The organism is Providencia sp. PROV032, assembly GCF_028484875.1.
Taxonomy (GTDB): domain Bacteria; phylum Pseudomonadota; class Gammaproteobacteria; order Enterobacterales; family Enterobacteriaceae; genus Providencia; species Providencia rettgeri_E.
In genome coordinates this window covers 72,653-95,131 of record NZ_JAMPSX010000019.1, presented here as the reverse complement: position 1 = coordinate 95,131, position 22,479 = coordinate 72,653, and the positions used below count along the sequence as shown (strand labels likewise).

General features: G+C 42.3%; 23 protein-coding genes. 5 read left to right on the top strand and 18 right to left on the bottom strand.

Annotation, left to right across the window (positions count from 1 at the left end; genetic code table 11):
* Positions 1 to 7: 7 nt before the first annotated feature.
* Positions 8 to 1,342 carry a D-serine ammonia-lyase gene (locus tag PSF42_RS13790; RefSeq protein WP_213913660.1) on the top strand — a complete coding sequence of 445 codons (1,335 nt, stop codon included), beginning with the start codon at positions 8 to 10 and terminating at the stop codon, positions 1,340 to 1,342.
* A 75-nt stretch (positions 1,343 to 1,417) separates the two neighbouring features.
* On the opposite strand, the gene PSF42_RS13785 is transcribed toward PSF42_RS13790, so the two are convergent.
* From PSF42_RS13785 to PSF42_RS13750, 8 genes are all read right to left on the bottom strand, one after another.
* A complete protein-coding gene (locus PSF42_RS13785; protein ID WP_213913661.1) occupies positions 1,418 to 1,930 on the bottom strand; it encodes a GNAT family N-acetyltransferase in 513 nt (170 codons plus the stop codon).
* The gene (locus PSF42_RS13780; RefSeq protein WP_102138080.1) at positions 1,927 to 2,214 is read right to left on the bottom strand and encodes a type II toxin-antitoxin system TacA family antitoxin; all 288 of its coding nucleotides are present in this window, start codon (positions 2,212 to 2,214) and stop codon (positions 1,927 to 1,929) included. Before PSF42_RS13780 ends, PSF42_RS13785 begins: the two co-directional genes overlap by 4 nt.
* Positions 2,215 to 2,462: 248 nt before the next feature.
* On the bottom strand, positions 2,463 to 3,518 hold the full coding sequence (locus PSF42_RS13775) for an osmoprotectant NAGGN system M42 family peptidase (protein WP_213913662.1): 1,056 nt from the start codon (positions 3,516 to 3,518) through the stop codon (positions 2,463 to 2,465).
* 4 nt (positions 3,519 to 3,522) lie between these two features.
* Positions 3,523 to 4,293, bottom strand: coding sequence for a FadR/GntR family transcriptional regulator (locus PSF42_RS13770; RefSeq protein ID WP_125890582.1), 771 nt, complete (start codon positions 4,291 to 4,293; stop codon positions 3,523 to 3,525).
* Positions 4,294 to 4,323: 30 nt separating this feature from the next.
* Positions 4,324 to 5,127, bottom strand: coding sequence for an ABC transporter ATP-binding protein (locus tag PSF42_RS13765; protein WP_272680226.1), 804 nt, complete (start codon positions 5,125 to 5,127; stop codon positions 4,324 to 4,326).
* A complete protein-coding gene (locus PSF42_RS13760; protein WP_272680225.1) occupies positions 5,127 to 6,941 on the bottom strand; it encodes a dipeptide/oligopeptide/nickel ABC transporter permease/ATP-binding protein in 1,815 nt (604 codons plus the stop codon). The genes PSF42_RS13765 and PSF42_RS13760 overlap by 1 nt, the downstream gene beginning before the upstream one ends.
* Positions 6,938 to 7,885: an ABC transporter permease gene (locus tag PSF42_RS13755; protein ID WP_125890585.1), complete on the bottom strand. Its 948-nt coding sequence runs from the start codon at positions 7,883 to 7,885 to the stop codon at positions 6,938 to 6,940. Before PSF42_RS13755 ends, PSF42_RS13760 begins: the two co-directional genes overlap by 4 nt.
* A gap of 51 nt (positions 7,886 to 7,936) precedes the next feature.
* Entirely contained in the window at positions 7,937 to 9,496 is a 1,560-nt protein-coding gene (locus PSF42_RS13750; RefSeq protein WP_272680224.1) for an ABC transporter substrate-binding protein, read from the bottom strand.
* A gap of 163 nt (positions 9,497 to 9,659) precedes the next feature.
* On the opposite strand from PSF42_RS13750, the gene PSF42_RS13745 reads away from it, so the two are divergent.
* The 4 genes from PSF42_RS13745 (at position 9,660) to PSF42_RS13730 (ending at position 14,966) form a co-directional block, all read left to right on the top strand.
* Entirely contained in the window at positions 9,660 to 10,322 is a 663-nt protein-coding gene (locus PSF42_RS13745) for a DUF1028 domain-containing protein (RefSeq protein ID WP_272680223.1), read from the top strand.
* 917 nt (positions 10,323 to 11,239) lie between these two features.
* Positions 11,240 to 12,658, top strand: a complete 1,419-nt coding sequence (locus PSF42_RS13740) for an NAD(P)/FAD-dependent oxidoreductase (protein ID WP_125890588.1) — start codon at positions 11,240 to 11,242, stop codon at positions 12,656 to 12,658.
* Between the two features lie 124 nt (positions 12,659 to 12,782).
* Positions 12,783 to 13,286: a RidA family protein gene (locus PSF42_RS13735; RefSeq protein WP_102138089.1), complete on the top strand. Its 504-nt coding sequence runs from the start codon at positions 12,783 to 12,785 to the stop codon at positions 13,284 to 13,286.
* 213 nt (positions 13,287 to 13,499) lie between these two features.
* Entirely contained in the window at positions 13,500 to 14,966 is a 1,467-nt protein-coding gene (locus PSF42_RS13730) for a hypothetical protein (RefSeq protein ID WP_272680222.1), read from the top strand.
* A 163-nt stretch (positions 14,967 to 15,129) separates the two neighbouring features.
* Here PSF42_RS13730 and PSF42_RS13725 read toward each other — a convergent pair whose 3' ends face one another.
* The 10 genes from PSF42_RS13725 to PSF42_RS13680 all read right to left on the bottom strand — a co-directional run bounded on the left by PSF42_RS13725 (position 15,130) and on the right by PSF42_RS13680 (position 22,470).
* Entirely contained in the window at positions 15,130 to 15,888 is a 759-nt protein-coding gene (locus tag PSF42_RS13725) for an iron ABC transporter ATP-binding protein (protein ID WP_102138091.1), read from the bottom strand.
* A gap of 1 nt (position 15,889) precedes the next feature.
* Positions 15,890 to 16,873: an iron chelate uptake ABC transporter family permease subunit gene (locus PSF42_RS13720; protein WP_125890590.1), complete on the bottom strand. Its 984-nt coding sequence runs from the start codon at positions 16,871 to 16,873 to the stop codon at positions 15,890 to 15,892.
* The gene (locus tag PSF42_RS13715; RefSeq protein WP_125890591.1) at positions 16,860 to 17,822 is read right to left on the bottom strand and encodes an ABC transporter permease; all 963 of its coding nucleotides are present in this window, start codon (positions 17,820 to 17,822) and stop codon (positions 16,860 to 16,862) included. The genes PSF42_RS13720 and PSF42_RS13715 overlap by 14 nt, the downstream gene beginning before the upstream one ends.
* 3 nt (positions 17,823 to 17,825) lie before the next feature.
* Positions 17,826 to 18,794 carry a siderophore ABC transporter substrate-binding protein gene (locus PSF42_RS13710; protein WP_125890592.1) on the bottom strand — a complete coding sequence of 323 codons (969 nt, stop codon included), beginning with the start codon at positions 18,792 to 18,794 and terminating at the stop codon, positions 17,826 to 17,828.
* Positions 18,795 to 19,169: 375 nt separating this feature from the next.
* Positions 19,170 to 19,442: a helix-turn-helix domain-containing protein gene (locus PSF42_RS13705; RefSeq protein WP_004259284.1), complete on the bottom strand. Its 273-nt coding sequence runs from the start codon at positions 19,440 to 19,442 to the stop codon at positions 19,170 to 19,172.
* Positions 19,443 to 19,456: 14 nt separating this feature from the next.
* Positions 19,457 to 20,299, bottom strand: a complete 843-nt coding sequence (locus PSF42_RS13700; protein WP_272680221.1) for an MrpH family fimbial adhesin — start codon at positions 20,297 to 20,299, stop codon at positions 19,457 to 19,459.
* A gap of 16 nt (positions 20,300 to 20,315) precedes the next feature.
* Positions 20,316 to 20,846 carry a fimbrial protein gene (locus PSF42_RS13695; protein WP_125890594.1) on the bottom strand — a complete coding sequence of 177 codons (531 nt, stop codon included), beginning with the start codon at positions 20,844 to 20,846 and terminating at the stop codon, positions 20,316 to 20,318.
* Positions 20,846 to 21,298, bottom strand: a complete 453-nt coding sequence (locus PSF42_RS13690) for a fimbrial protein (RefSeq protein WP_254879850.1) — start codon at positions 21,296 to 21,298, stop codon at positions 20,846 to 20,848. The genes PSF42_RS13695 and PSF42_RS13690 overlap by 1 nt, the downstream gene beginning before the upstream one ends.
* A gap of 43 nt (positions 21,299 to 21,341) precedes the next feature.
* Positions 21,342 to 21,896, bottom strand: coding sequence for a fimbrial protein (locus tag PSF42_RS13685; protein ID WP_125890595.1), 555 nt, complete (start codon positions 21,894 to 21,896; stop codon positions 21,342 to 21,344).
* The gene (locus PSF42_RS13680) at positions 21,889 to 22,470 is read right to left on the bottom strand and encodes a fimbrial protein (protein ID WP_272680220.1); all 582 of its coding nucleotides are present in this window, start codon (positions 22,468 to 22,470) and stop codon (positions 21,889 to 21,891) included. The genes PSF42_RS13685 and PSF42_RS13680 overlap by 8 nt, the downstream gene beginning before the upstream one ends.
* Positions 22,471 to 22,479: the final 9 nt, after the last annotated feature.

Below are 22,479 nucleotides of genomic sequence, written 5' to 3'. Positions count from 1 at the left end.
AGTAATTATGACTCAGATAAATGTTGATAAGTTAATTGCTGACTACCCTTTAGTTCAGGACTTAATCGATTTAAAGCAAATTGCGTGGTTCAACCCAAATGTCACGACAACACAAGCGGGTTTGCCTTATGTCGGGCTAACCATTGAAGATGTGCAAGACGCAGAGGCGCGATTACACCGCTTTGCGCCTTATTTGATGAAAGCCTTTCCTGAAACCCAAGCCACACAAGGGATCATAGAATCCGAAGTGGTCACGATCCCACAGATGCAAGCCGCTCTTGCAGCTCGCTACCAAACGCCAATTACCGGGAAAATATTACTTAAAAAAGATAGCCACCTGCCCATTTCAGGGTCAATCAAAGCTCGGGGCGGCATCTATGAAGTCCTCACCCATGCGGAAAAACTCGCTTTAGCTGCCGGTATTTTATCGACAGACGATAATTACGAAATTTTATTTTCCGAACAGTTTCGCCAATTCTTTAGCCAATATCGTATTGCCGTGGGTTCAACCGGCAACCTGGGCATGTCTATCGGCATTATGAGCGCTAAACTCGGTTTTAGCGTCAGTGTGCATATGTCCGCAGATGCCAGACAGTGGAAAAAAGACAAATTGCGTTCACATGGTGTAAATGTGGTGGAATATGAGCAAGATTACAGCATTGCCGTCGAGCAAGGCCGTAAAGAAGCCGAAAAAGACCCAAACTGCTTTTTTATTGATGATGAAAACTCTACCACCTTATTTTTAGGTTACGCCGTGGCAGGCTTGCGTTTGAAAAAGCAATTTGCAGACCAAGGTGTTACTGTGGATAACGACCACCCGCTATTTGTCTATTTACCCTGCGGTGTCGGTGGTGGCCCCGGTGGTGTCGCTTTCGGGTTAAAACTCGCCTTTGGGGATGCCGTCCACTGCTTATTCGCTGAACCAACCCACTCACCTTGTATGCTATTAGGCGTACATACTGGCCTGCATGATGGAGTCTCTGTTCAAGAAATTGGTATCGATAATATCACCGCCGCAGACGGCCTTGCGGTTGGCCGTGCATCAGGCTTTGTAGGACGCGCAATGGAGCGGTTAATTGATGGTTATTACACTATCGAAGATAGCGAAATGTATAACCTGTTAGGCCTACTGAACCAGACCGAGTCTATTAAATTAGAACCGTCGGCCTTGGCGGGTATGACTGGCTGCGTGCATGTCACGCAAAACACCGATTATTTGCAATCAAAATCACTCACACCAACCAAACTAGCTAACGCAACACATCTGGTATGGGCAACGGGTGGTGGTATGGTTCCTGCAGATGAAATGCAAAAATATTTATCACAAGCCAATCTAAACTAATAATTAACATGTTCAAAGCCCTCTTACATTCAATGATATGAGGGCTTTGATAAAAACTCGGGATCCCAAGCTTGGTCAGTTCGAGTGAATACCCAATGCGAATTGTAGATCGGCAAGCGTTATCATCAACATCATAGAGTCAAGTGGTGAAGGGACGAAACCAATGTGCTCATAGAACCGTTTAGCATTGTCCGTTAATGCGTGAACCACAACCCCTCGAATGCCCACCAGCCCAGAAGCCTGAATAACACGATGACAGGCATCTTTAACTAACCCCCTACCAACTCCAAGACCTTTCGCCCTTGTATCTACTGCTAGCCTGCCGAGTAAGATGACGGGAATGTCAGAAGGCATGTTGCGGCGAAATCGCCCAACGGCTTGATTGGTGTTCACAACCCCGGTGGACAAAGCATAGTAACCCATTACTTGGTTATCCGAAGTGGTCACAAAAGTGCGCGAGGCCCCTGAGTTTTGATTACTCATTGCCCGGGTTTTTAGCCAGAGATCTAATGCCTCTTCACCAGAGGAAAACCCTTCCAGTAAATGGCCTGTTTTTAGTGGTTCTGGCGCTGTTAGCTTCAATGTCATTCCTCCCAAGGGGATTTAGACATCATCGTTTTCCTCAATGCCTCATTACTACTCGGCGCGGCATCAAGCTGGCTGATAAATTCTTGGTAAACCTCGGCGCTGACATTAATCACCCGCAGATCGGCCAGCGTTTCTTCAGCTGCACGCCGCGCCGCTTCCAGAACAAATTCGGTACGGTTTTTCCCCACAGCATTAGCAGCACGGTCGATCAGGATTTTGTCTTCCGGTTTTATTCTCAGGTTAAGAGATGAGCGAGTCACGGCAACATCATTTTGAGTCGACATATCGACCTCCCAATTGATTGCTTACTCAGCTAAGCATACAGAAGTGTAATGTCGTTGTCATTACATTGTAACTACAAGATTGTCGTACCATGTATTTATGACGTAAATATCACATTGATTTAACAGTGAAATTAATAAAAAAATCAAAACGCTGACATGAGTGAAATCCCCCAATAGCTGGGCAACCAATTATTAGGGGTCACTTAATGAGAAGAGGGCTTTTTACCATCAACCGCACATTATTCGCTTTATAATGATTGCCCCGGTAGTGGCACTAAATCACTTTCAATATAGCGTCTTACTAACGTCGCAAGCGCGACTAATGAGTCAAGATGCGTTCTTTCCCAGCCGTGGGAACTGTCTAGCGCGAAACAGGCTAAAGCCGCACGAATATCCCACCCGGCATCAATCGCGGCGGCACTATCCGAACGATAATGTTTAAACGTATCGCGGACGTGAGGAATGTCATACTGCTGACATAGCTGCAATAAATGCCGTGTAATGGCTAAATCAAACGGCCCGGTTCTGTCACGAAAAGCTAAAGTGAGTGCGTCATCCCGTGTAGTTTGGTCTGGGGCAGAAACAGAGTTATCAATCGCTAATAATTCTTGAACTTGCGGACCAAAACCGTGTGTTCCGCCAATACCGACCTCTTCTGAAATCGTGAACATCATCTGGCAAGGCACAGCAGGCACAACGCCATCATCCACCAATGATTTTAATGCCGCTAACATCACCGCGCAGCCAGCTTTGTCATCTAAATGACGAGAAACAATAAAACCGTTATCAATAAATTCGGGTTGTGCATCAACCGCAACAATATCCCCGACATTTAAGCCATGGGATTGCAAGTCAGCGAAGTTATAGCAGGGGGCATCAAGGCGAATTTCTAAATTATCCCAATCGGCTATTTGCGTATCCACTTCAGTATTAAAGCGATGCCCAGAGGCTTTTAATGGCAAAATCGTGCCGCGATATTGGTGATTGTCACTAAATACCGTCACCCTTGCACCTTCTGCAAAACGCGCTGCCCATGTGCCTGTATTACGCAGCGCCAAACGCCCATTCGGTTTGAGTTGTGTCACCATCGCCCCTAACGTATCAAGGTGAGCGGCTAACGCACGTTTAGGCTCTTCAGTGCCAAGCGTGATATATAACACCCCTCGGCGTGTGTATTTCGGCGTGAAACCCAACTCAGTCAACCATTGGTGAGTTTGCGCCACGGCTTGTTCAGTCATCCCTACCGGGCTAGGTGTACATAACAATGTTTTTAATACAGAGGTCAGATATACTTTATCTATCATTATATTACCTATCTTCACTTAAAAAACGTTCTTGCAATGTGGCTTGCAGCGCTAACATGGCTTGTTCTGCATAAGCCATATGTGCTTCCATCACCGATTGGACTTTTGCGGCATCTTTACGGCGTAATGCTTCGATTAATTGATATTGGTATTCAATGCCTTGGCGTCTATCGACAGGCTCAGGTTTTAAATAAATATCCTTACAAACCGCTAAATCTTTGAGTAAACGCTGTAAAAAATGGCAAATAAACACTAATAAAACGTTGTCGGAATAGCTGGCAACCACGGCATGAAAATCCAGTTCTGCCATCCGCTGCTGCCAACGTTCGTTTTCATCTGCGGGTTCATGGTCATAAATGGCGATGGTATCGTACAGTTTTTGAATACCGTCATTATCGATGTTGTCAATCGCACTAACGGCAACTACCGGTTCGAGTAATTTACGTAACGTATAAATATCTTTGATTGATATATCCCGCGTAAACAAATAGTTGGATAACAAACTCATTGCTCGGGATTCAGTCATCGAATCAATAAATGCGCCGCCACCCGGCCCAGTTTTTGTTTTAATTAATCCTTGAACTTCTAATGATTTCAGTGCTTCTCGCACCGTACTTTTGCTGGCGTTATAATGTTCAATCAGTTCTTTTTCTTGTGGCAAACGGTCACCGGGTATGAGGTTATCGGCCATGATAGTTTCTTTTATTGCATTGACGATTTCATCAGTCCGCTTAATACGTACTGGCTCTATTGTCGTCGGCTTATTGGTGCTCATATTAGGTTCTCAACTGGTTTAAATTATTTTCTAAACGACTGAATCAACACGAATACGTGGGGCACTCGCCAATAAATTTCGCGTATATTCATGCTCCGGCGCGGCAAATAAGCTGCGGGTATCTCGACATTCTAACAAATCTCCTAAATAGAGTACGGCAACCCTATCTGCTATCGATTCCACTACCGCTAAATCGTGGCTAATAAATAAATAGGATAACGAAAACTGTTGTTTAAGTTGTTCTAATAACAATAAAACTTGCGCTTGCACCGAAACATCCAACGCGCTAACTGGCTCATCAAGGACTAATATCCGCGCATCTGCGGCTAAGGCTCTCGCAATCGCTAGCCGCTGTGCCTGTCCTCCCGAAAACTCATGGGGATAGCAAGCTAAAGCATCCATTGGCATATTGACGGCCTCAAGTAATTCCGCCAGCCGAGTTGCTCTTTGCGATGAATTCATGTGTTTTAAATATTTCAAGGGAACCGTTAATGTCTCACCTATCGTTTTACGAGGGTTCAAAGATGCGACAGGGTCTTGAAAAACATACTGAATAGCTTGACCAAACGCACGAGCACCTTGTTGCAGCCATTCAGTACGAGTTTGCCCTAATACGGTAATTTCCCCCGAGGTCTCACGTTCCAACCCAACTAAAATGCGCGCGAGAGTACTTTTTCCTGAGCCACTCTCTCCAACAATCGCTAGAGTTTCACCTTCATAAAGCGACAGTGAAATATTTTTCAGTGCATGAACTTGCCGTCCACGGGGGTGAAATAGGCTTTTCGGCTGCCCGAAGGTTTTCACCAACTGATTAACCTCAATCACTTTTTTCATTAAGCCTCCTGCGTCGATGTCAAATCATTACCATTGGGCTGATAACCATAAAGTTGTTGGACTTGCTTTAAAAATTCGCGCCCTTCTCCTAACTTAGGTACACTGGCGATCAGACGTTGTGTATAAGGGTGTTGCGGATGCCGTAATACCGTTTGCGTATCCCCTGTTTCGACTATCTCACCTTGCTGCATCACCGCAACACGGTCGCAAATTTGATTAATGACCGCAAAATCATGGGTAATAAATAAGAGCGCAACACCACGTTCACGACGTAGTTGGTCCAGCAATTCTAGAATTCGCGCCTGTACGGTGACATCTAATGCGGTGGTCGGCTCGTCAGCAATAATCAATACGGGGTCATTGGCCAATTCCATTGCGATCCCTACCCGCTGGCGCTGCCCGCCCGAGAGCTCATGGGGATAGGCATCAAAACGTTCTTGCGCATCAGGGATCCCCACACTATCCAATAGTTCGATAGCTTTATTTTTCGCCTCATAGAGTGACAAAGACTGGTGAGCGGTGATGGCTTCACGCAATTGCACACCAATGGTAAATTGCGGATGGAGTGTCGTCAGTGGGTCTTGGAAGATATATGACACCTTCGCACCGCGACGGCGTTGCATAACGGATAGCGGCAATGACAGCATTTCTTCGTGTTCCACATAGATCCCTCCCGCGGTAATCAATGCAGGAGGCGATGCGAGCAGCCCCATCACAGACAAAGCAGTAACACTTTTACCTGAGCCGCTCTCCCCAATTAACCCTAAACACTCCCCCGCCCCAACGGTAAAACTGATCCCTTTTACAGTCGGACGTAATTGATTTCCTTGGCGAAAAGCGACAGATAAATTTTTGACTTCTAATACCGCTTGTTTATCCCCTGTTTTCGCAGGAATATTAACTCTATCAGTCTGTGTCATCGGTTGTGAGCGCTGTAAAGCCCCTGATTTTAAGCGGGGATCAAGAATGTCACGCACGCCATCCCCTAACAGGTTAAAGCTAATCACAATAAGAAAGATCATAATACCGGGTACCAATGCCACATGAGGTGCAACAAACATCTGTGCACGCCCTTGCCCTAACATTGAGCCTAAATCTGCATTCGGTGGCTGAGTCCCTAGCCCTAAAAATGACAAGCCCGCTGTCTCTAAGATCATCCAACCGATGGTTGCTGACATGGTCACCACAATGATTGGCAAGACATTCGGTAACACTTCCGTTAATAGCACTTGTAGGTGGTTTTTACCTGACAGCCTTGCTGCTTGAATAAAGTCCCTATCACGCAAACCCACCGTTAACCCACGAATATTTCTCGCAAAAAAGGGAATATTCACTAATGCGATAGCATATAACGCATTGAGTAACCCTGGCCCAAGGACGGCGACAATCGCTAATGCCAATAGTATGTATGGAAATGCCATTAGCATATCAATACAACGCATCAATACTGTATCAGTACGATGGCCTACATAGCCGGCCACCAAGCCAATCAAGGTACCGAATATGGCTGCAATGAGCGTTGCTGAAATACCGACCAATAGGGAGACTCGGGTTCCCCACAACAATCGAGACAAAATATCTCGCCCTAAATGGTCTGTCCCTAATAAATGATCAGGAGAAAAAGCGGGAAGTAGCCGATTCACTAAATCGGTTTTATCTGGATCAGCAAGGGGGAGCCAAGGGGCTAAAAATGCCAAGAGCATAATGATAACTAAAATAAATAGCCCCAACGTTGCTAGACGGTTCGCCAGTAATAACGAGCCGATCGATTGGCGATGACGATGCTGAATAACAGGGGTCACAGACTGGCTCATGATTTCAACCTCGGGTCTAACATGGCTTGCACAACATCCGCAAGCAAATTGATAAAGACATAGGACGCTGCTGCAATCAATACGCCCCCTTGGACTAAAAACAAGTCACGGGTTGCCACAGCCTTGACTAACATGGCACCTAGTCCCGGCCACTGAAAAACGGTTTCAATGTACACCGCGCCACCAAAAACAAAGCCCGCTTGGATACCAATCACTGGGATGACTGAAACCAGCGCCATACGAAATGCATGACGGAAAATCACTTTGCGTTCGCTCAGGCCTTTAGCTCTGGCGGTACGAATGAAATCAAGCCTTAATACTTCTAACATTGCGGTACGAGTCAAACGCGCTATCACCCCTGTCGCGACCAATGAAAGCGTTACCGCGGGTAAAACAAGGTGATGCAATAAATCGCTCAGGCCACCGCCTTGCCAAATATCGTACATTCCAGATGCCGGAAACCATTGTAATTGAACAGAAAAAAGCATAATCATCAGTAAGCCTATCCAAAAAGATGGCATTGAGATACCCAATAAAACGGCGAGTGTAATAAACCGGTCACTCCAACTGAATTGACGAATGGCGGAAAGGACTCCGGCCAGTAACCCTAGAATTGAGCTGAGTAACAACGCGCTTCCGCCTAAAATTAGCGTGGCAGAAAATCGCTCTAAAACCTCATCAACAACCGGTCGGTTAAGGACAAATGAGCGGCCAAAATCACCCGAAATTAAATTATGCATCCAAATAAAATATTGCTGATATAACGGCTTATCGAGCCCAAGCTCAACTTTTACTCTAGCTACATTTTCAGGAGTCGCCCAAGGGCCCAGCAATGCTTGAGCTGGGTCTCCAGGGATCATTGCCATGATAAAAAAGACAATTAACGTCAAACCAATCAGTATGGGTATGGTCGCTAAAATGCGTTTCAAACAGTATAACCACATAGTTTTTCCCCATAAAATCAAATAATTAATTGAATAACCAATTCACATTAATCAATCTTTACGAACGTCTTTAAGTAATAAGTTAAAATTAGGCTGCAATTTGAAATGCTTAACATGCTCATTCGCGACCGCATTTTGCTTCCAATTCGCGACAAACAGCCAAGGTGCATCTTGGTGAACAATTTTTTGGACTTGTTGATATAACTGGGCTCGCTCCTCGAGATTATTGGAAACTCGGGCTTTATCTAATAACCTATCCAGCTGCTTGTTACTGTAATAACCAGAATTAAACCCGCCTTTGTCTGGCCAAGAAGCACTATGCAAGGTTAAAAAAGGCAAGGTATCAGGGTCATTCGTCATCCATGCCATTTCGGCCATATGAGCTTGTTTGAGGCCTGCATTGACCTTAGATAGGTAGGTATTCCATTCAAAGGTTTGAATTTCGACAGATAAGCCAACCGCTTTCAGGTCAGCTTGAATGGCGGTCGCCATGGGGATCGGGTCTAGCATTCCAGAGCCGCCTTCCGTGACATAAAAAATAATTTTTTGCCCTTGAGCCCCCGCTTCTGCTATCAATTGGCGGGCTTTTTCAGGATCATAAGGATAGGCTTTTGTTTCTTCATCAAATGCCCAATCGAAAGCCGATGGAATTGGCCCTTGCGCTACCCCTGCAGAGTCCTGAAGAATGTATTTCACAATATTGTCTTTATTTACCGCATAGTTAACGGCTTGCCTCACACGTACATCATCAAACGGAGGCTGAGACGCATTGAGCATGGTATACCAAACATGGGGCCCTACCGCTTCATAAACCTCAAAGCGGTCGTCATTAGCAAATAACGGAACATTATCTGCGGGGACTTCAACCATCGCATCAATCCCCCCCGACAACATTTCTGCGACCCGAGTATTAGCGTCAGTAATCGGCCGAAAAACCACATGCTCTAAACTGGGTTTTCCATCCCAATAGTTTTCATTCGCGGATACGACCACCCTTTGGTTTGCGGTCCACTCATCAAATTTAAAAGGCCCTGTTCCGCTGGGATGGCGGCTAAAGTCTTTGTCGTATTGTTTTACTGCTGTCGGTGAAACAATCAGCCCTGCCGGTGTCGCTAAGTTCGATAAAAACGGGGCAAATGGCTCTTTTAAGGTAAAAACCACCGTTTTATCATCTGGAGTTTCTATCTTGTCTATTGCAGAAAAGAAAAATGATAATGGGAATGGCCCTGTATGGTAGTACGGGTGCTGTTTATCCAACATTCGTTCAAACGTGAATTGGACGGCATCCGCATTGAATGAGCTACCATCGTGAAATTTCACATCTTCGCGCAAATGAAAAGTGTATGTGAGGCCATCATCACTAATAGTCCATGACTGGGCTAAAGCAGGTTCAAGCGTTAATGTACCATCCGCATTGCGAACTAACCCTTCGTATAAGTTAACTAAAATGCGGGAATCATTCGCCGCGGTTGCAACTTGTGGGTCTAATGACTGCGGCTCAGCAACTTGCCCTAATAACAAGACATTAGGATGATTCACCGCCAATGTCGGTAGCGAAATAAAGCCTAAAAGCCAAAGAGTGGCTATCCATCTACATAAACGCATTTTCATTCGCGCCTCCCCGAGTGCTGACATTGCTATATGATTGTGAAGTGTGATTTGTGTCAATTTTGTTAATAATTTTATCTTTTTCTTTATTTATGATGATAAATTATATTTCAAGCAAGAATTTATAATGATAAATTTGATCAAGGTCTAATTTATGAGGTGTAAAATGACATTTTCAATTGTAGCGCGCTGCCCATTGACAGGAAAAATAGGTGCAGTGACGGCAACAGGTGGGCCTGCGGTTGGTGCATTGGTCTTACATGGTAAAAGCCAAACGGGGGCAATCGCCACCCAAGCAATGACGAACCCAATTGCAGGCCTAACGGGTATCGAATATTTGCAACAAGGCCATAATGCGAACAAAAGCTTAGACTATCTAGTGACACAAGATATTGGCTGTAAACAACGGCAATTGATTATTCTTGATAACCACGGTGGTACAGCCGACTGGACAGGCCAAGATTGTTTACCTTGGTGCGGAAGTTTATCGGAACCCAACTTAGCCATTGCTGGAAATATGTTAGTAGGTGAACAGGTTCTAAGCGCTATTTATCAAAGCTATTATAAAAATGTTGACCAAGATCTGGCTGATCGATTACTCATTGCCATGCAAGCCGGTGCAGATGAAGGGGGTGACTATCGGGGGATCCGTTCTGCTGCATTAAAAGTATGGAATAACCGACAATATGCTGACATCGATATTCGCTGTGACTGGTCTGAAACACCGTTATCCGCACTTATCACCATTCTTCAACAAGTCCGATCCGTGGATTATGCTAATTTTTTCGCACAAATTCCCACAGGAAATGAACATATCACTAATAATTGAACCTATCATGGTGCATATCGACTAATAAAGTAAAATAACTGAATGATATGTACCTAAAATAAAAAGAGTCATCTGTTAAATGACTATTAACCACATGAATCGCTCTGTATTTTTTATTATTAATAACAAATTTCGATTTTATTTAATTTTTAATTCATTATTTAATCTTAATTATCTATTCTTGTTATATTTTCTCTTAATGTTTAGTACTGAAAGTCATCAAGAAATAAATGGTTATTTTTACAACATTAAAGATAATGGAAATTACCTATTTCCTTGAGTCTGTCTAATTCTATCTCATAGATGATGACATTAATTAACCTTAGTAAATGCTAGGTTATTTTCCTCTGCTTATGTACTACGCAACAAAAATAAAATAAACAACATTATCAATACGTTAAAAACAATCCTTACTATTAATATCATGGATAATATTTAGACAGGCCAACTAACCAATATTAAACGAGCTTGAATTCGCTAGGATTTACCAAATGGATAATTAATAATCAAACGAGCAAAAATAACTCAATATGGTCATTAAAATTCCATTTATATATTATATTTTTCATTTTATCACTTAAGGGATATTCAGAGTTTTTATCTATGGCGAAATATTAATCTCCTTCTTTGTTCCCCTCATCAATTATTAACCTTAAGTCAAATTATCATATTTACACCTGTACACTTTTAATGACATTAACATTAAAAAAATATTAATTCTTACATCTCTAAAATAAAGTAATCACCGACAAAGCCTTTACAGCACTGAGCACATCAATTTACGTCACATTTCATTTCAATGACCTTTATTAACAAATGCTACCGGCACTTAACAATTACAAAATATATGATAAGATCATTATCTCAATTTGAAATTATTTACTATATAAAAAACAAGATTGTTATTGAGGTTATAGATGAAAATCTCGAGAAGAAAGCTATTATTAGGGGTTGGTGCTGCTGGAGTTCTAGCAGGGGGTGCTGCAGTTGTTCCTATGATCAATCGTGAAGGTCGTTTTGAATCGACTAAGTCACGTGTACCTGCCGTTGCTGGTACTGAAGGCAAATTACCTGAGTCTGCAGATGCAGTCATCATCGGTGCTGGCCTTCAAGGGATCATGACCGCAATTAACCTTGCAGAAAAAGGTCTTAATGTTGTTATCTGTGAAAAAGGTGTTGTCGGCGGTGAGCAATCAGGCCGTGCATACAGCCAAATCATCAGTTACAAGACCTCCCCAGCGATTTTCCCTTTACACCACTACGGGAAAATTCAATGGCTTGGCATGAACGAAAAAATCGGTGCTGACACCAGCTACCGTGTTCAAGGCCGCGTTGAAGTACCTTCAAGCGAAGAAGATTTAGAAGTTTCAAGAGCGTGGATAAAAGCGGCATCTGAAAACCCTGGTTTCGATACCCCATTACGTACCCGCATGATTGAAGGTACTGAACTGGCTAATCGTCTGGTTGATGCACAAACTCCATGGAAAATCGGTGGATTTGAAGAAGACTCAGGTAGCCTTGATCCTGAAGTTGTCACACCAACCATGGCAAACTACGCAAAATCAATCGGTATCCGTATCTACACCAACTGCGCAGTACGTGGTATTGAAACTGCAGGCGGCAAAATTTCTGATGTTGTCACAGAAAAAGGTGCAATCAAAACGTCTCGTGTTGTTCTGACGGGGGGGATTTGGTCGCGTCTGTTCATGGGTAACTTAGGCATTGACGTTCCAACACTGAACGTTTACCTGTCACAACAACGTATTACTGGCGTACCAGGCGCACCAAAAGGTAACGTACACTTACCTAACGGTATCCACTTCCGTGAACAAGCTGATGGTACCTACGCGGTTGCTCCACGTATCTTTACCAGCTCTATCGTTAAAGACAGCTTCCTGTTAGGACCTAGATTCCTACACGTATTAGGCGGTGGAGAATTACCATTAGAGTTCTCTATTGGTAAAGACTTATTCAACTCCTTCATGATGGCAACGTCTTGGAACTTAGACGAGAAGACACCATTTGAAGAGTTCCGTACAGCGACGAATACACCAAACAACGAACACTTAGATGGCGTTCTGGAAAGACTGAGAAAAGAATTCCCAGTATTTAAAGAGTCCAAAGTGGTTGAACGCTGGGGTGGTACCGTTGCACCAACGGATGATGAAATTCCAATTATTTCAACCGTCGAGCAGTATCCAGGCTTGGTCATCAACACCGCTACAGGCTGGGGTATGACAGAAAGCCCTGCATCTGGTCGATTAACGGCAGAATTGTTAATGGGTGAAACACCATTTATCGACCCTACGCCGTATAAACTTTCTCGTTTTAACTAAAAAACAGGGAAAATAACGATTTTTACTGTGGATCTATTAGTGAATAGTTTAAAGTTAAATGAAAGTTTAATTTTTGATAATATTAATAGATCCTATTTTACTTTGATAATGTTAAGGAGTTTACATGCGCTATAAAACTTTATTGCTTTCTCTGCCTTTGATTTTAGGTGTAGCAAGTGCAAATGCAGCCGATGATGTTAAACGCGTTCCAGTGAAAGGATTCCCTATCTCTGAATCAGTAGAAATCGGTGCAGGCAACAGCCTTATTTTCCTGAGCGGAAAAGTTCCTTCTAAAATCTCTGCAGACGCTAAAGAAGGCGTTTTAGAGTCTTATGGTAATACCGAAGCACAAACGATCAACGTGTTAAAACAAATCCAAGCTAACCTTGAAGGTATGGGTTTGACCATGAACGACGTTGTTAAAATGCAAGTATTCTTAGTTGGTGGTGAAGAAACTCAAGGCACGATGGACTTTGCTGGCTTTATGGCTGGTTACAACAAGTTCTATGAGTCTGAGAAAGTGACTAATCTGCCAGCTCGTTCTACCTTCCAAGTCGCTAAACTGGCTAACCCAGCTTGGAGAGTAGAAATCGAAGTGACAGCGGTACGCCCAGCTGCAAAAAAATAAGTTATTCGCTAACGAATAGCCAACGATAATGGGGCATAGCAATGTGCCTCGTTATATTAACCCCCATTTCTTTATTGCCATATCTTTCAACATCCTCTCACAGATTGTTACGCTCGTTTCCTGTATGCTATTACCTAAGTTCTCCAACAATTAAACATGCGATGCTGCGATTACCAACGTAAACGTTAGTAATGACATAAGACAAGGTAATGTATGATTAAAGAATCTCTCAAGATCCATGGAAAAAAACAGTTTGAAATCAAACAAAAGGTATTATTTCCACGTAAGTCTAAAGAGATCCGCTACCAAGTAGAGACTTTTTTCTTTTTACCTTCATCATTACAGATTAATCCTGACCTCTATACTGCATCAAACCTCCAGCGTAGCCTAAAAAACTATATTCGGCTACGCCCACCTACAGTGAAATTAGCATCACTTACAGATGAAAACGGGGCATTGGATGAGCTAAAACAGTGGCTACAGCAATATAACCCACAAAACTTACCTTCATTGGACGAATACGAAAATAGGCTAAAGCGCTATGCCTTAACGTTCAAAAGAACGATCCGCTTGAACATTAAAATGGTAAGCCAAACTCCCCAACGGCAGACTTCTGAATATTTGACTGAGTTTATGGCAAATATCGCCAAATGCCTCTGTGCTTATCGGGAGTTAGCAACACCATCAGCCAACATTGAAAAAGCTATCCATTCCAATGCTTTTTCTTATTGTGACGAGTTTATGACGTATTACACCATGAATTATTTGCGTGATTTATTAGCAGATAAACAAATACCGTTACGCGAAGAAATACGTCATTTTTGGTACCAAGAGATGCGTTATTTGAAAAAGCAGTATCCTGATTGTTTTCCCAGTGATGAAACGGATGCTGAATTAGTCACATACCGCCGCAATTTATTGAAAAAGTATATCAATCGTTATCTCTATTTAGAAATTCGCCATAAACGAGGACTTCCCCTGCTATTGCACTCTATTTATGGTATTGCTGCTGCAATTTCAATGATTTTCGCTACTGTTATCGCCTTTTTCTGGCAAGGAAAATATGGCGCTTTAAGTGCCAACTTATTTTTGGCGATGATCATCGGTTATATCTTCAAAGATAGGCTAAAAGAAGTTGGCCGGGAGCAGCTGTATCGGTTATTCCAAAAGTGGATCCCTGACCGCCAATTGCGTATTTATCGCGAAGGGGTGAAAGCACCTGTGGGTACTTGTAAAGAGTCTTTTCGCTTTATTAGCGAAAATATGCTTTCCCCAGATATCCGTGAAATGCGGCAAAAATCTCATTGGGTCAATTTAATTAATGTCCAGCGAATGGAAGACATTCTGTATTATCGTAAAGATGTATTACTCCATAATCGCCATTCCGTGTTTGAAAAAAACCAATCATCAATCGCTGATATTACGCGCTTTAATATTTCTGACTTCCTAAAATATATTGATATTAGCTACGAAGAATTAACGGTCAATGATGATGAGCCTGCGATCATTGGTGAGAAGGTTTACCATATTTACCTTTGCCGTCGCGTCACGATAAATAAAAAAACCTACAATGAGCTGGCGCGTTTAGTGGTGAATGCCGATGGGATAAAGCGTTTAGAAGTACTGCAACCGCTAGATTTACTGACAACCGATGAAGACATTGAGATTTCACCGCAGTGAAGATTACCCCTTTTTATAAAAAATATTCTAACATTTAATTTTCTAAATCATTCGAACTGTAGCAAGGCGGCAAGAGAAGCTAATCCCTAGGAGCATACAAAAGTATGTGACTAGGGTTAGCGAGCGTAGCCAACACCGCTACAGCTCGAAGGACGACGAAAATTTAGTAGTAGAGAGCAATATACTGATCATCCACCCTCTTAATATCAACCGGGGTATCAAAAATATCCTCAATAATTTCAGATTTCATGATCTCCTCTGGCTTACCGTGGTAAGACAAACGACCGTTTCTCAGTGCAACAATATAGTCAGAATAAACTGACGCAAAGTTAATATCATGGATAACTAAAATAATCGTTTTGCCCAGCTCGTCTGCTGCTTTACGCAGCAGTTTCATCATAATCACGGCATGTTTCATATCGAGATTATTCAATGGCTCATCGAGTAAAACATATTCTGTATCTTGGCATAAAACCATTGCCACATAAGCCCGTTGGCGCTGGCCGCCCGATAATTCATCTAAATAACGGTGACGTAAATCTGACAAATTTAGAAAAGAGAGTGACTCATCAATTTTCTTTTTGTCATCAATGGTTAAACGGCCTTTGGTATACGGATAGCGCCCAAAACCAACTAACTCTTCAACGGTTAGCCGACTCGCAAATTGGTTCTCTTGGCGCAGAACAGATAAACATTTGGCGAGTTTATCACTAGGTGTTGTTGATACATCAAGTTCATTCACTTTGACATAACCACCGTCATCGGGCTGTAACAAACGCCCAATAATCGACAATAGTGTTGATTTACCAGCACCATTAGGCCCGATGATTGAGGTAATACCGCTATTTTTAATTGTTGTTGTGACGTTATCTAAGACTTTAGTATCCTGATAACTTTTCGATATCTGACTAATTTCAATCATACTAAAACCTTCTTAACACCATATAAATAAAGAATATTCCACCGACAAACTCGATAACAACCGATAATGTCCCCGCCATATTTAGGCCATATTCAAGGATCAATTGACCACCAACCAGTGCAATGACACCAAGTAGAAAGGAAACGGGGAGCAAATAGCGGTGTTGGCTACTGCCAGCCACTAAGTAAGCTAAGTTCGCAACCATCAAGCCTAAGAATGTTAAAGGGCCAACCAGTGCCGTAGAAACCGCCACCAATATTGAAATAAGCAACAAGATAACCGTGACTTGCTGGCGATAATTAATCCCTAAGTTCACTGCATTGGCTTGCCCTAACGCGATAACATCGAAGCAATAGCGCATACGCCACAATAAAACGCCCACAACCGCAGTGATAAGCAGCGTGAATAGAATGAGCTCAGGCGTTCCTTTGGTAAAGGTAGCAAACATCCGGCTTTGTAAAATAGAAAACTCATTGGGGTCCATTAAGCGCTGTAGTAATGTCGCTACACTGCGAAATAATGTGCCAAGAATAATACCCACCATCAATACTAGGTTGATATTCATTTTAACTGACACAAATAACCAGCGATAAAGTAGTACAGAGAACAGCACGAGTAGTGTGGACTCTAATAAAAACTTACCAATATTCAATAACCAAGAGGATGGAAAGCTATCGGTATAGAAGACAAAAATGGTTTGTAATAATATAAATAATGCTTCTAATCCCATGATAGATGGGGTCAATATCTTATTATTAGCAATCGTTTGAAAGAGAACTGTTGAAACCCCTGAGGCGAAAGCCACCACAATCATGGTGAGAACAATATAGCCTCGGTGCGGCAAAATGTAAGCAAGGTTATTGCCCAAATTGACCGTCATATAAAGAACAATGGATAACAATGATAATGCCAGTAGTATCCCTATTCTTTGCAACGGCGTTACCCCTTTTTTCGGTAACGCTATTGATGAATTAACTTTTTGCATAACGTTGTTGCTTCAACAATAAATATAAGAAAATCACCGCGCCAACAACACCTAAAATCACACTTGCAGGGATTTCAAATGGATAGCGAATTAAGCGCCCAATAATGTCACAGAGTAAAACTAAGCCACCACCAGCAAGACAAATCCATGGAATGGTTTTACGTATGTTATCGCCCATCACTAAGCTCACCAAATTTGGAATAATTAAGCCTAGGAAAGGTAAAGCCCCAACCACCACGACCACCACGCCACTGATTAAGGCGATGATTGATAAACCGATAGTCATTACTTTGCGATAATTTAGGCCAACATTAATTGAAAACTCACGTCCCATACCGGCAACCGTAAAGCTATCAGCAATCCAGCAAGCAATTAATGTTAATATTCCAACTAACCACAACAGTTCATATCGACCTTGAATGATGCTAGAAAAGTCACCACTCATCCATGCACCAAGAGATTGCAACAAGTCGAAATAATAAGCGGTAAAGATGGTCAATGCGCTAATCACTGCACCTAACATAATCCCAACCAAAGGGACGATCAGTGCCGATTTTAAAATTACGCGACGCAATAGCATCATAAACAGCATGGTGCCAAGAAGTGCAAAACCACTGGCAACCACCATTTTGGTCATAATGCTTGCCGCAGGGAATAATATCATTACCACAAGTAAGCCTAAGCTAGCTGACTGGGTTGTTCCTGCAAGAGAAGGCTCCACAAAACGGTTTTGCGTTAATAATTGCATGATTAGGCCTGCAACGCTCATCGCGCTACCAGCTAAAATCAAGGAGACGGTTCGGGGAATTCGGCTAATAAAAAAGATGTCTTGCATCTCTGGGTCGGTGAAAAGCGAAACGGGTGACACGTCACCCGCTCCAATAAACAAGCTTAATACCGCTAAAACCAATAACGCGATAATTCCACAAAAAAGATAAAGCGTTTTCATCGGTTATTTTGCTTGGCTCTTCTCTAATGCTGTATTGATATCGTCCATTAACTGGGAATAAGTCTGGATCCCACCCGCAATATACACGGCAGTTGGGTCAAGGTAAGTAATTTGGCCTTTTTCCCATGCTGCTGTTTTTCTCACTAATGCGTTATCTAATACCTCAGCAGCTGGCTGAGCATCCGTTTTGCCAATTGCGCTGTCACGGTCGATAACAAATAACCAGTCTGGGTTTAATTTCACCAGTAATTCTGCATTAACGATATTACCGTGGCGACCAGTGTTTTCTTCAAACACATAAGCTGGTTCGAAACCTAACACATCAAAAATAAAGCCAAAACGTGAGCCTGGGCCATATGCGGAGATTTTACCGCCGCTGACTAAGATCACCATTGCTTTGCCCGCAGTCGGCGCTTTAGCTTTGATACCTTCAATTTTTGCATTGAAGTCAGTAATGAGTTTTTTGGCTTGCTCTTCTTTACCAAACAATGCGCCAAGCTCATTAGTACGCTCAGTTAAACTACCAATGAAGTTTTTGTTATCTATGTCTAATGAAATAGTTGGAGCAACACCACTGAGTTTGTCATAGGCATCACGAGCACGGCTACCGCCTAAAATCAGGTCAGGTTTAGCATTACTTAATGTTTCATAAGCAGGTTCAAATAATGTCCCGCCATTGACGTATTCAGAGCCGCTATATTTTGTTAAGAATTCAGGGAAGTGAACATTGGTTTGAGGAACACCGGCAACTGGGGCTCCGAGTGCATCCATGATGTCTAGTGTTTCCATGTTCATCACAATGACTTTTTGAGGGTGACGAGGAATTTCAGTTTTGCCTTGGGCATGTTCTATTGTGATAGTTTGTTTTTCTGCGACTTGAGCTGTTTCTGTAGAGTCTTTCGCGTTATCACAACCCGCTAATACTAATGCTGATAACAAAGCAATACCCGAAACTAATGATTTTGCAAACATCTAATTTCCTCCGTCCATCGATAAAAGTACTGATGATAAAATTTGGTGATCCACAATGTAGCGTATATTACACGCAAATAAGCGCAAATGATATTAGTTTGCATTTGCATTCGCTGAAAAGTTGTTACAACGCACAAAAACATCAATTTAATTTTTTGAATCTATGAGTTTTAAAGTGTCAAAAGGCAAGAGAGAGATACAAAACGAGGAGAACTCTATAAAAGAAAGGGTTGGCAGTTTGTTACGGCACTTAATTCAAAAATAAATAGGTTGAGTTTCCTACTGTACGTGCTTGCTTAGCGACTTTTATTACAGTTAGGCGACATAAAATCGTCATCTCAACCTATTTATCATTAACAACCATTTAAAGACTTATTATTGCGTATCATCCAGTCGCCCATTTTCACTGAGCTGAGAGCTGATATCTTCAAGGAACCAATCAATTGGTGTTCCCATCAAAAATGCAAGTTTAAACAAGTGAAATAAATCAATCTTGATTTTGCCTCTTTCATAGCGTGAGATCTGTTGTTGGCTAACACCGAGTAATTGAGCTAACTGAAAACCGGTATATCCCAGTTCTCTACGCTTTTCTAAGATCCTCTGACCTACCATATAATGGATTTTTTCACTGCCATTTTCTGAATACATATTTTCACCATCTATTAAGGCACAGTTAAAATAAGGGCTGCGGCACCTTCAAATTGGCCAGCTTGAACTCGGCCACTGGTACCTAATACGGCTTTCAACGTTACCGAATTTGTTCCACCTGCAGGTACGTGAATTCTATAACCATTTTCCCCTGGTGTATTATTCCCGCCTAAATACAAATTCGCGTATAAACTGTTATCAGGCCGTAAATTTACACGCCCATTTGTTACGTTAACACCAGTGGCAATCACTAAAACATCCATCGCTAAGTTACATGTCACACTAATGTTTACTTGTTTTGATTGGCCAGCGAGGTCTGCTTCGCTAATTGGGCCAAAGTTGATATCTGGGATGGTATTGTTGATCTTACAAGCTCCAATGGGTGGAGGCGCAATGCCACATAATGAGCCGGGAATTAACCCACCGTTATTTGTAACCCCTGTGTGATCTTGGTAAAACAGCCCCACACATTCCTGATTATTCTGTAGCCTAACCCCGGAATGAACAGCCCACTGTGTTGCTGGAGCTGTCGCCTTTGCCAAAACACCGGGTATATTCTGAATGTCACGCATGTATTGATACTTAGAAATTTCGGCCAACTCGACGGTTGCCGATCCTGGTGTTCCAGCAGCTGTATGCTTATGGCTTATGGTGAGATAACATCTCGACCACCCAAAGCAAGGATTACGCGTAGTTGGCAATTCAGGGTCCCAACGGGCAATCACATACTTATAATCTGCATCTCCGTTATTTGGGTTATAACCGGGTCTTGATTCCGTGATATAAGAAAAAATAGAGGCGGATGCAGTAGATGAAAACATGACTGCACCAATTAATAGCGATAAAAATACTTTCATATTAGTCACAGCCTTATTATTCATAATCTAATTTAAATGTTGCTACAGCACTGTAAGGCCCTACTTTTATTGTTTTATTCGCAATAGCATCAGGTTCACCTTTTAAATACGCATAAAACCGTAATTGGTTAGCACCATCTTGTAACGTTAACTTCGAGCCTTTCTGGTCAATAGCCAGTGGTGTTTTATCTGAGTTTTGTAACCCCACTGCGAAACCAGATGCAACACTATTTGTTGATAATGCAATAAAACCAGGAAGTGCAAGATTAGGTGTTCCTGAAAACGTCACTTCCACAAATTTGCCTATCGTTGTGTCACAGTCGGCCAGTTTAATCGCAAACTCTTTAGGCGGAGTTTCACCATAGGTGTAAAAGTTTTTTTCTGGTGTATCAAAAAATTCCATCAGGATGTTTTCATCACCAGGCAAAATAGTGCAGGGTTCCTCTACTAAATTACCGATAATTCTTAAATTATCAGGTACAGCAAAAGCCGTACTGAAGTTGATAACTAATGCTCCGGCTACTGCACATTGAATTAATTTGTTCATTATTGGTACTCCGCTAGCAATGTCCCTGTTGCGGTAAAGCCTCCTTCAGGCAACGTAACTCCCAATCTCTTAACTGGAACAACTTCTAAAACAGGCGGTTGCCCATATGTAATCTTTAATGGTTTATTGATTTCAAAACCTAAACCATTTTGGGTAATACGCATGCCAAGATCTCGAACATTGGTTTCCAAAGCTGACGCATCAAAATCGGTTGCGGTGCCTTTGATTGTCAGCATCAAGTCCCAACCTTTTAAATTGTCTTCACACTTCAATGCGTAATTAATAGGTTTCGTGAATCTGACCCCATCTATTTTATGTAAACCAATATCTTTGTATTCAATGACGTTGACTTTATCTTCAAAAACAGTACAAGGCGGTGGAATTAACAAGGTTCCTGTAAATTCCACATCGTTTGCCATCACAGCGCTAGTAGGTATTACTAACAAACTCATTATCAGCGGAAATCTTTTGATTATTCTTTGCATTATTTTTCCCTCACTGATAATCAAGTTTGATAGTGACGCCCGCATGAAAAACCCCACCCTTTGTTAGTGTTGTGGATAGGTCACGAACAGGTATCGCTTCAAATTGAGGTGCATTTGGATATACAAACTTAATTTCTTGATTTAATCGAAGCTTGCTTCCGTTATAACGAAATGCTATTCCTAACCCCGGAAGATCTGTCTCAATTGCACCGCTATCAAAAGATGCAGGAATACCAATCAACGTCATCTTCATTTGCGATGTTGGTCTTTTTTCACAGTCAATGTTGTAATTTATAGGTCTCGAGTAAGCGTTACCGTCAATTCGCGTACTCATGATTTCATCAAAATTGACTTTGATTATATTTCCACCATTAATTTTGCAAGGCGGTGGAGCTAACACAACACCTTTAATCGGTACGGTTATCATACCGGGCGTGATTGTCGCCCGTGTATTTCCCGATGGGCTGATACGTGATTCGGGTAACCCTGCATAGGAAGCCGATGTAAAAAGTAGTCCAGCGAGACATGATGCCAGCAGGTACCGCTGCTTATTTAAATCATTCATAATCCACCTTAAAGTCCATTACGGCGCTGAAACTTCCTTCCGTTAATTTTTCGGGAGTTCTCACTGGCGTGACGAAATACTGAAGAGTCCCCTGCGGTGCATCAAGGAATTGTGGACGACCTCGGCTTCCTAATCTGATGTCTTCCCGTTGTGCATCAGTCACTTCTAACGCTAAGCCGGAGACACCTTTTACACTTAACATTTCTGGAAAATGTTTATCTGATACAGCAACAAAGGAAACCGTTATCACGGGCTGCATTGCATCCCAAATCGCTCTGCCCGTTCTAGTGTCTTTCATTCGGCTTTCCGTGCGAATGCAATGTCTAAATTCTAATTCGAATGAAACTGGCTCAGCTCTGTCACCAGGTTTACGGAGTGAATAAGAAGGGATCTCCCCTAGAGACACTTCTTGGCGCATTGAATTAGTCACATCCATCGTACAAGGTGCTTCGGTCATCATGCCATTGACTGTCAATGTCCCGTGTAAACCATCAATATCCCAACTGCTTATTCCAAAGGTAAACGTAGGAACTAAACCGAATAAGAAAGTGCTGAACAGGAGAGTCCTTTTCATACGTTATTC

Excerpts from the sequence above, each read along its gene's own strand:
- PSF42_RS13790 (WP_213913660.1), top strand. The coding sequence starts at position 8 with ATGACTCAGATAAATGTTGATAAGTTAATTGCTGACTACCCTTTAGTT.
- PSF42_RS13785 (WP_213913661.1), bottom strand. The coding sequence starts at position 1,930 with ATGACATTGAAGCTAACAGCGCCAGAACCACTAAAAACAGGCCATTTA.
- PSF42_RS13780 (WP_102138080.1), bottom strand. The coding sequence starts at position 2,214 with ATGTCGACTCAAAATGATGTTGCCGTGACTCGCTCATCTCTTAACCTG.
- PSF42_RS13775 (WP_213913662.1), bottom strand. The coding sequence starts at position 3,518 with ATGATAGATAAAGTATATCTGACCTCTGTATTAAAAACATTGTTATGT.
- PSF42_RS13770 (WP_125890582.1), bottom strand. The coding sequence starts at position 4,293 with ATGAGCACCAATAAGCCGACGACAATAGAGCCAGTACGTATTAAGCGG.
- PSF42_RS13765 (WP_272680226.1), bottom strand. The coding sequence starts at position 5,127 with ATGAAAAAAGTGATTGAGGTTAATCAGTTGGTGAAAACCTTCGGGCAG.
- PSF42_RS13760 (WP_272680225.1), bottom strand. The coding sequence starts at position 6,941 with ATGAGCCAGTCTGTGACCCCTGTTATTCAGCATCGTCATCGCCAATCG.
- PSF42_RS13755 (WP_125890585.1), bottom strand. The coding sequence starts at position 7,885 with ATGTGGTTATACTGTTTGAAACGCATTTTAGCGACCATACCCATACTG.
- PSF42_RS13750 (WP_272680224.1), bottom strand. The coding sequence starts at position 9,496 with ATGAAAATGCGTTTATGTAGATGGATAGCCACTCTTTGGCTTTTAGGC.
- PSF42_RS13745 (WP_272680223.1), top strand. The coding sequence starts at position 9,660 with ATGACATTTTCAATTGTAGCGCGCTGCCCATTGACAGGAAAAATAGGT.
- PSF42_RS13740 (WP_125890588.1), top strand. The coding sequence starts at position 11,240 with ATGAAAATCTCGAGAAGAAAGCTATTATTAGGGGTTGGTGCTGCTGGA.
- PSF42_RS13735 (WP_102138089.1), top strand. The coding sequence starts at position 12,783 with ATGCGCTATAAAACTTTATTGCTTTCTCTGCCTTTGATTTTAGGTGTA.
- PSF42_RS13730 (WP_272680222.1), top strand. The coding sequence starts at position 13,500 with ATGATTAAAGAATCTCTCAAGATCCATGGAAAAAAACAGTTTGAAATC.
- PSF42_RS13725 (WP_102138091.1), bottom strand. The coding sequence starts at position 15,888 with ATGATTGAAATTAGTCAGATATCGAAAAGTTATCAGGATACTAAAGTC.
- PSF42_RS13720 (WP_125890590.1), bottom strand. The coding sequence starts at position 16,873 with ATGCAAAAAGTTAATTCATCAATAGCGTTACCGAAAAAAGGGGTAACG.
- PSF42_RS13715 (WP_125890591.1), bottom strand. The coding sequence starts at position 17,822 with ATGAAAACGCTTTATCTTTTTTGTGGAATTATCGCGTTATTGGTTTTA.
- PSF42_RS13710 (WP_125890592.1), bottom strand. The coding sequence starts at position 18,794 with ATGTTTGCAAAATCATTAGTTTCGGGTATTGCTTTGTTATCAGCATTA.
- PSF42_RS13705 (WP_004259284.1), bottom strand. The coding sequence starts at position 19,442 with ATGTATTCAGAAAATGGCAGTGAAAAAATCCATTATATGGTAGGTCAG.
- PSF42_RS13700 (WP_272680221.1), bottom strand. The coding sequence starts at position 20,299 with ATGAAAGTATTTTTATCGCTATTAATTGGTGCAGTCATGTTTTCATCT.
- PSF42_RS13695 (WP_125890594.1), bottom strand. The coding sequence starts at position 20,846 with ATGAACAAATTAATTCAATGTGCAGTAGCCGGAGCATTAGTTATCAAC.
- PSF42_RS13690 (WP_254879850.1), bottom strand. The coding sequence starts at position 21,298 with ATGAGTTTGTTAGTAATACCTACTAGCGCTGTGATGGCAAACGATGTG.
- PSF42_RS13685 (WP_125890595.1), bottom strand. The coding sequence starts at position 21,896 with ATGAATGATTTAAATAAGCAGCGGTACCTGCTGGCATCATGTCTCGCT.
- PSF42_RS13680 (WP_272680220.1), bottom strand. The coding sequence starts at position 22,470 with ATGAAAAGGACTCTCCTGTTCAGCACTTTCTTATTCGGTTTAGTTCCT.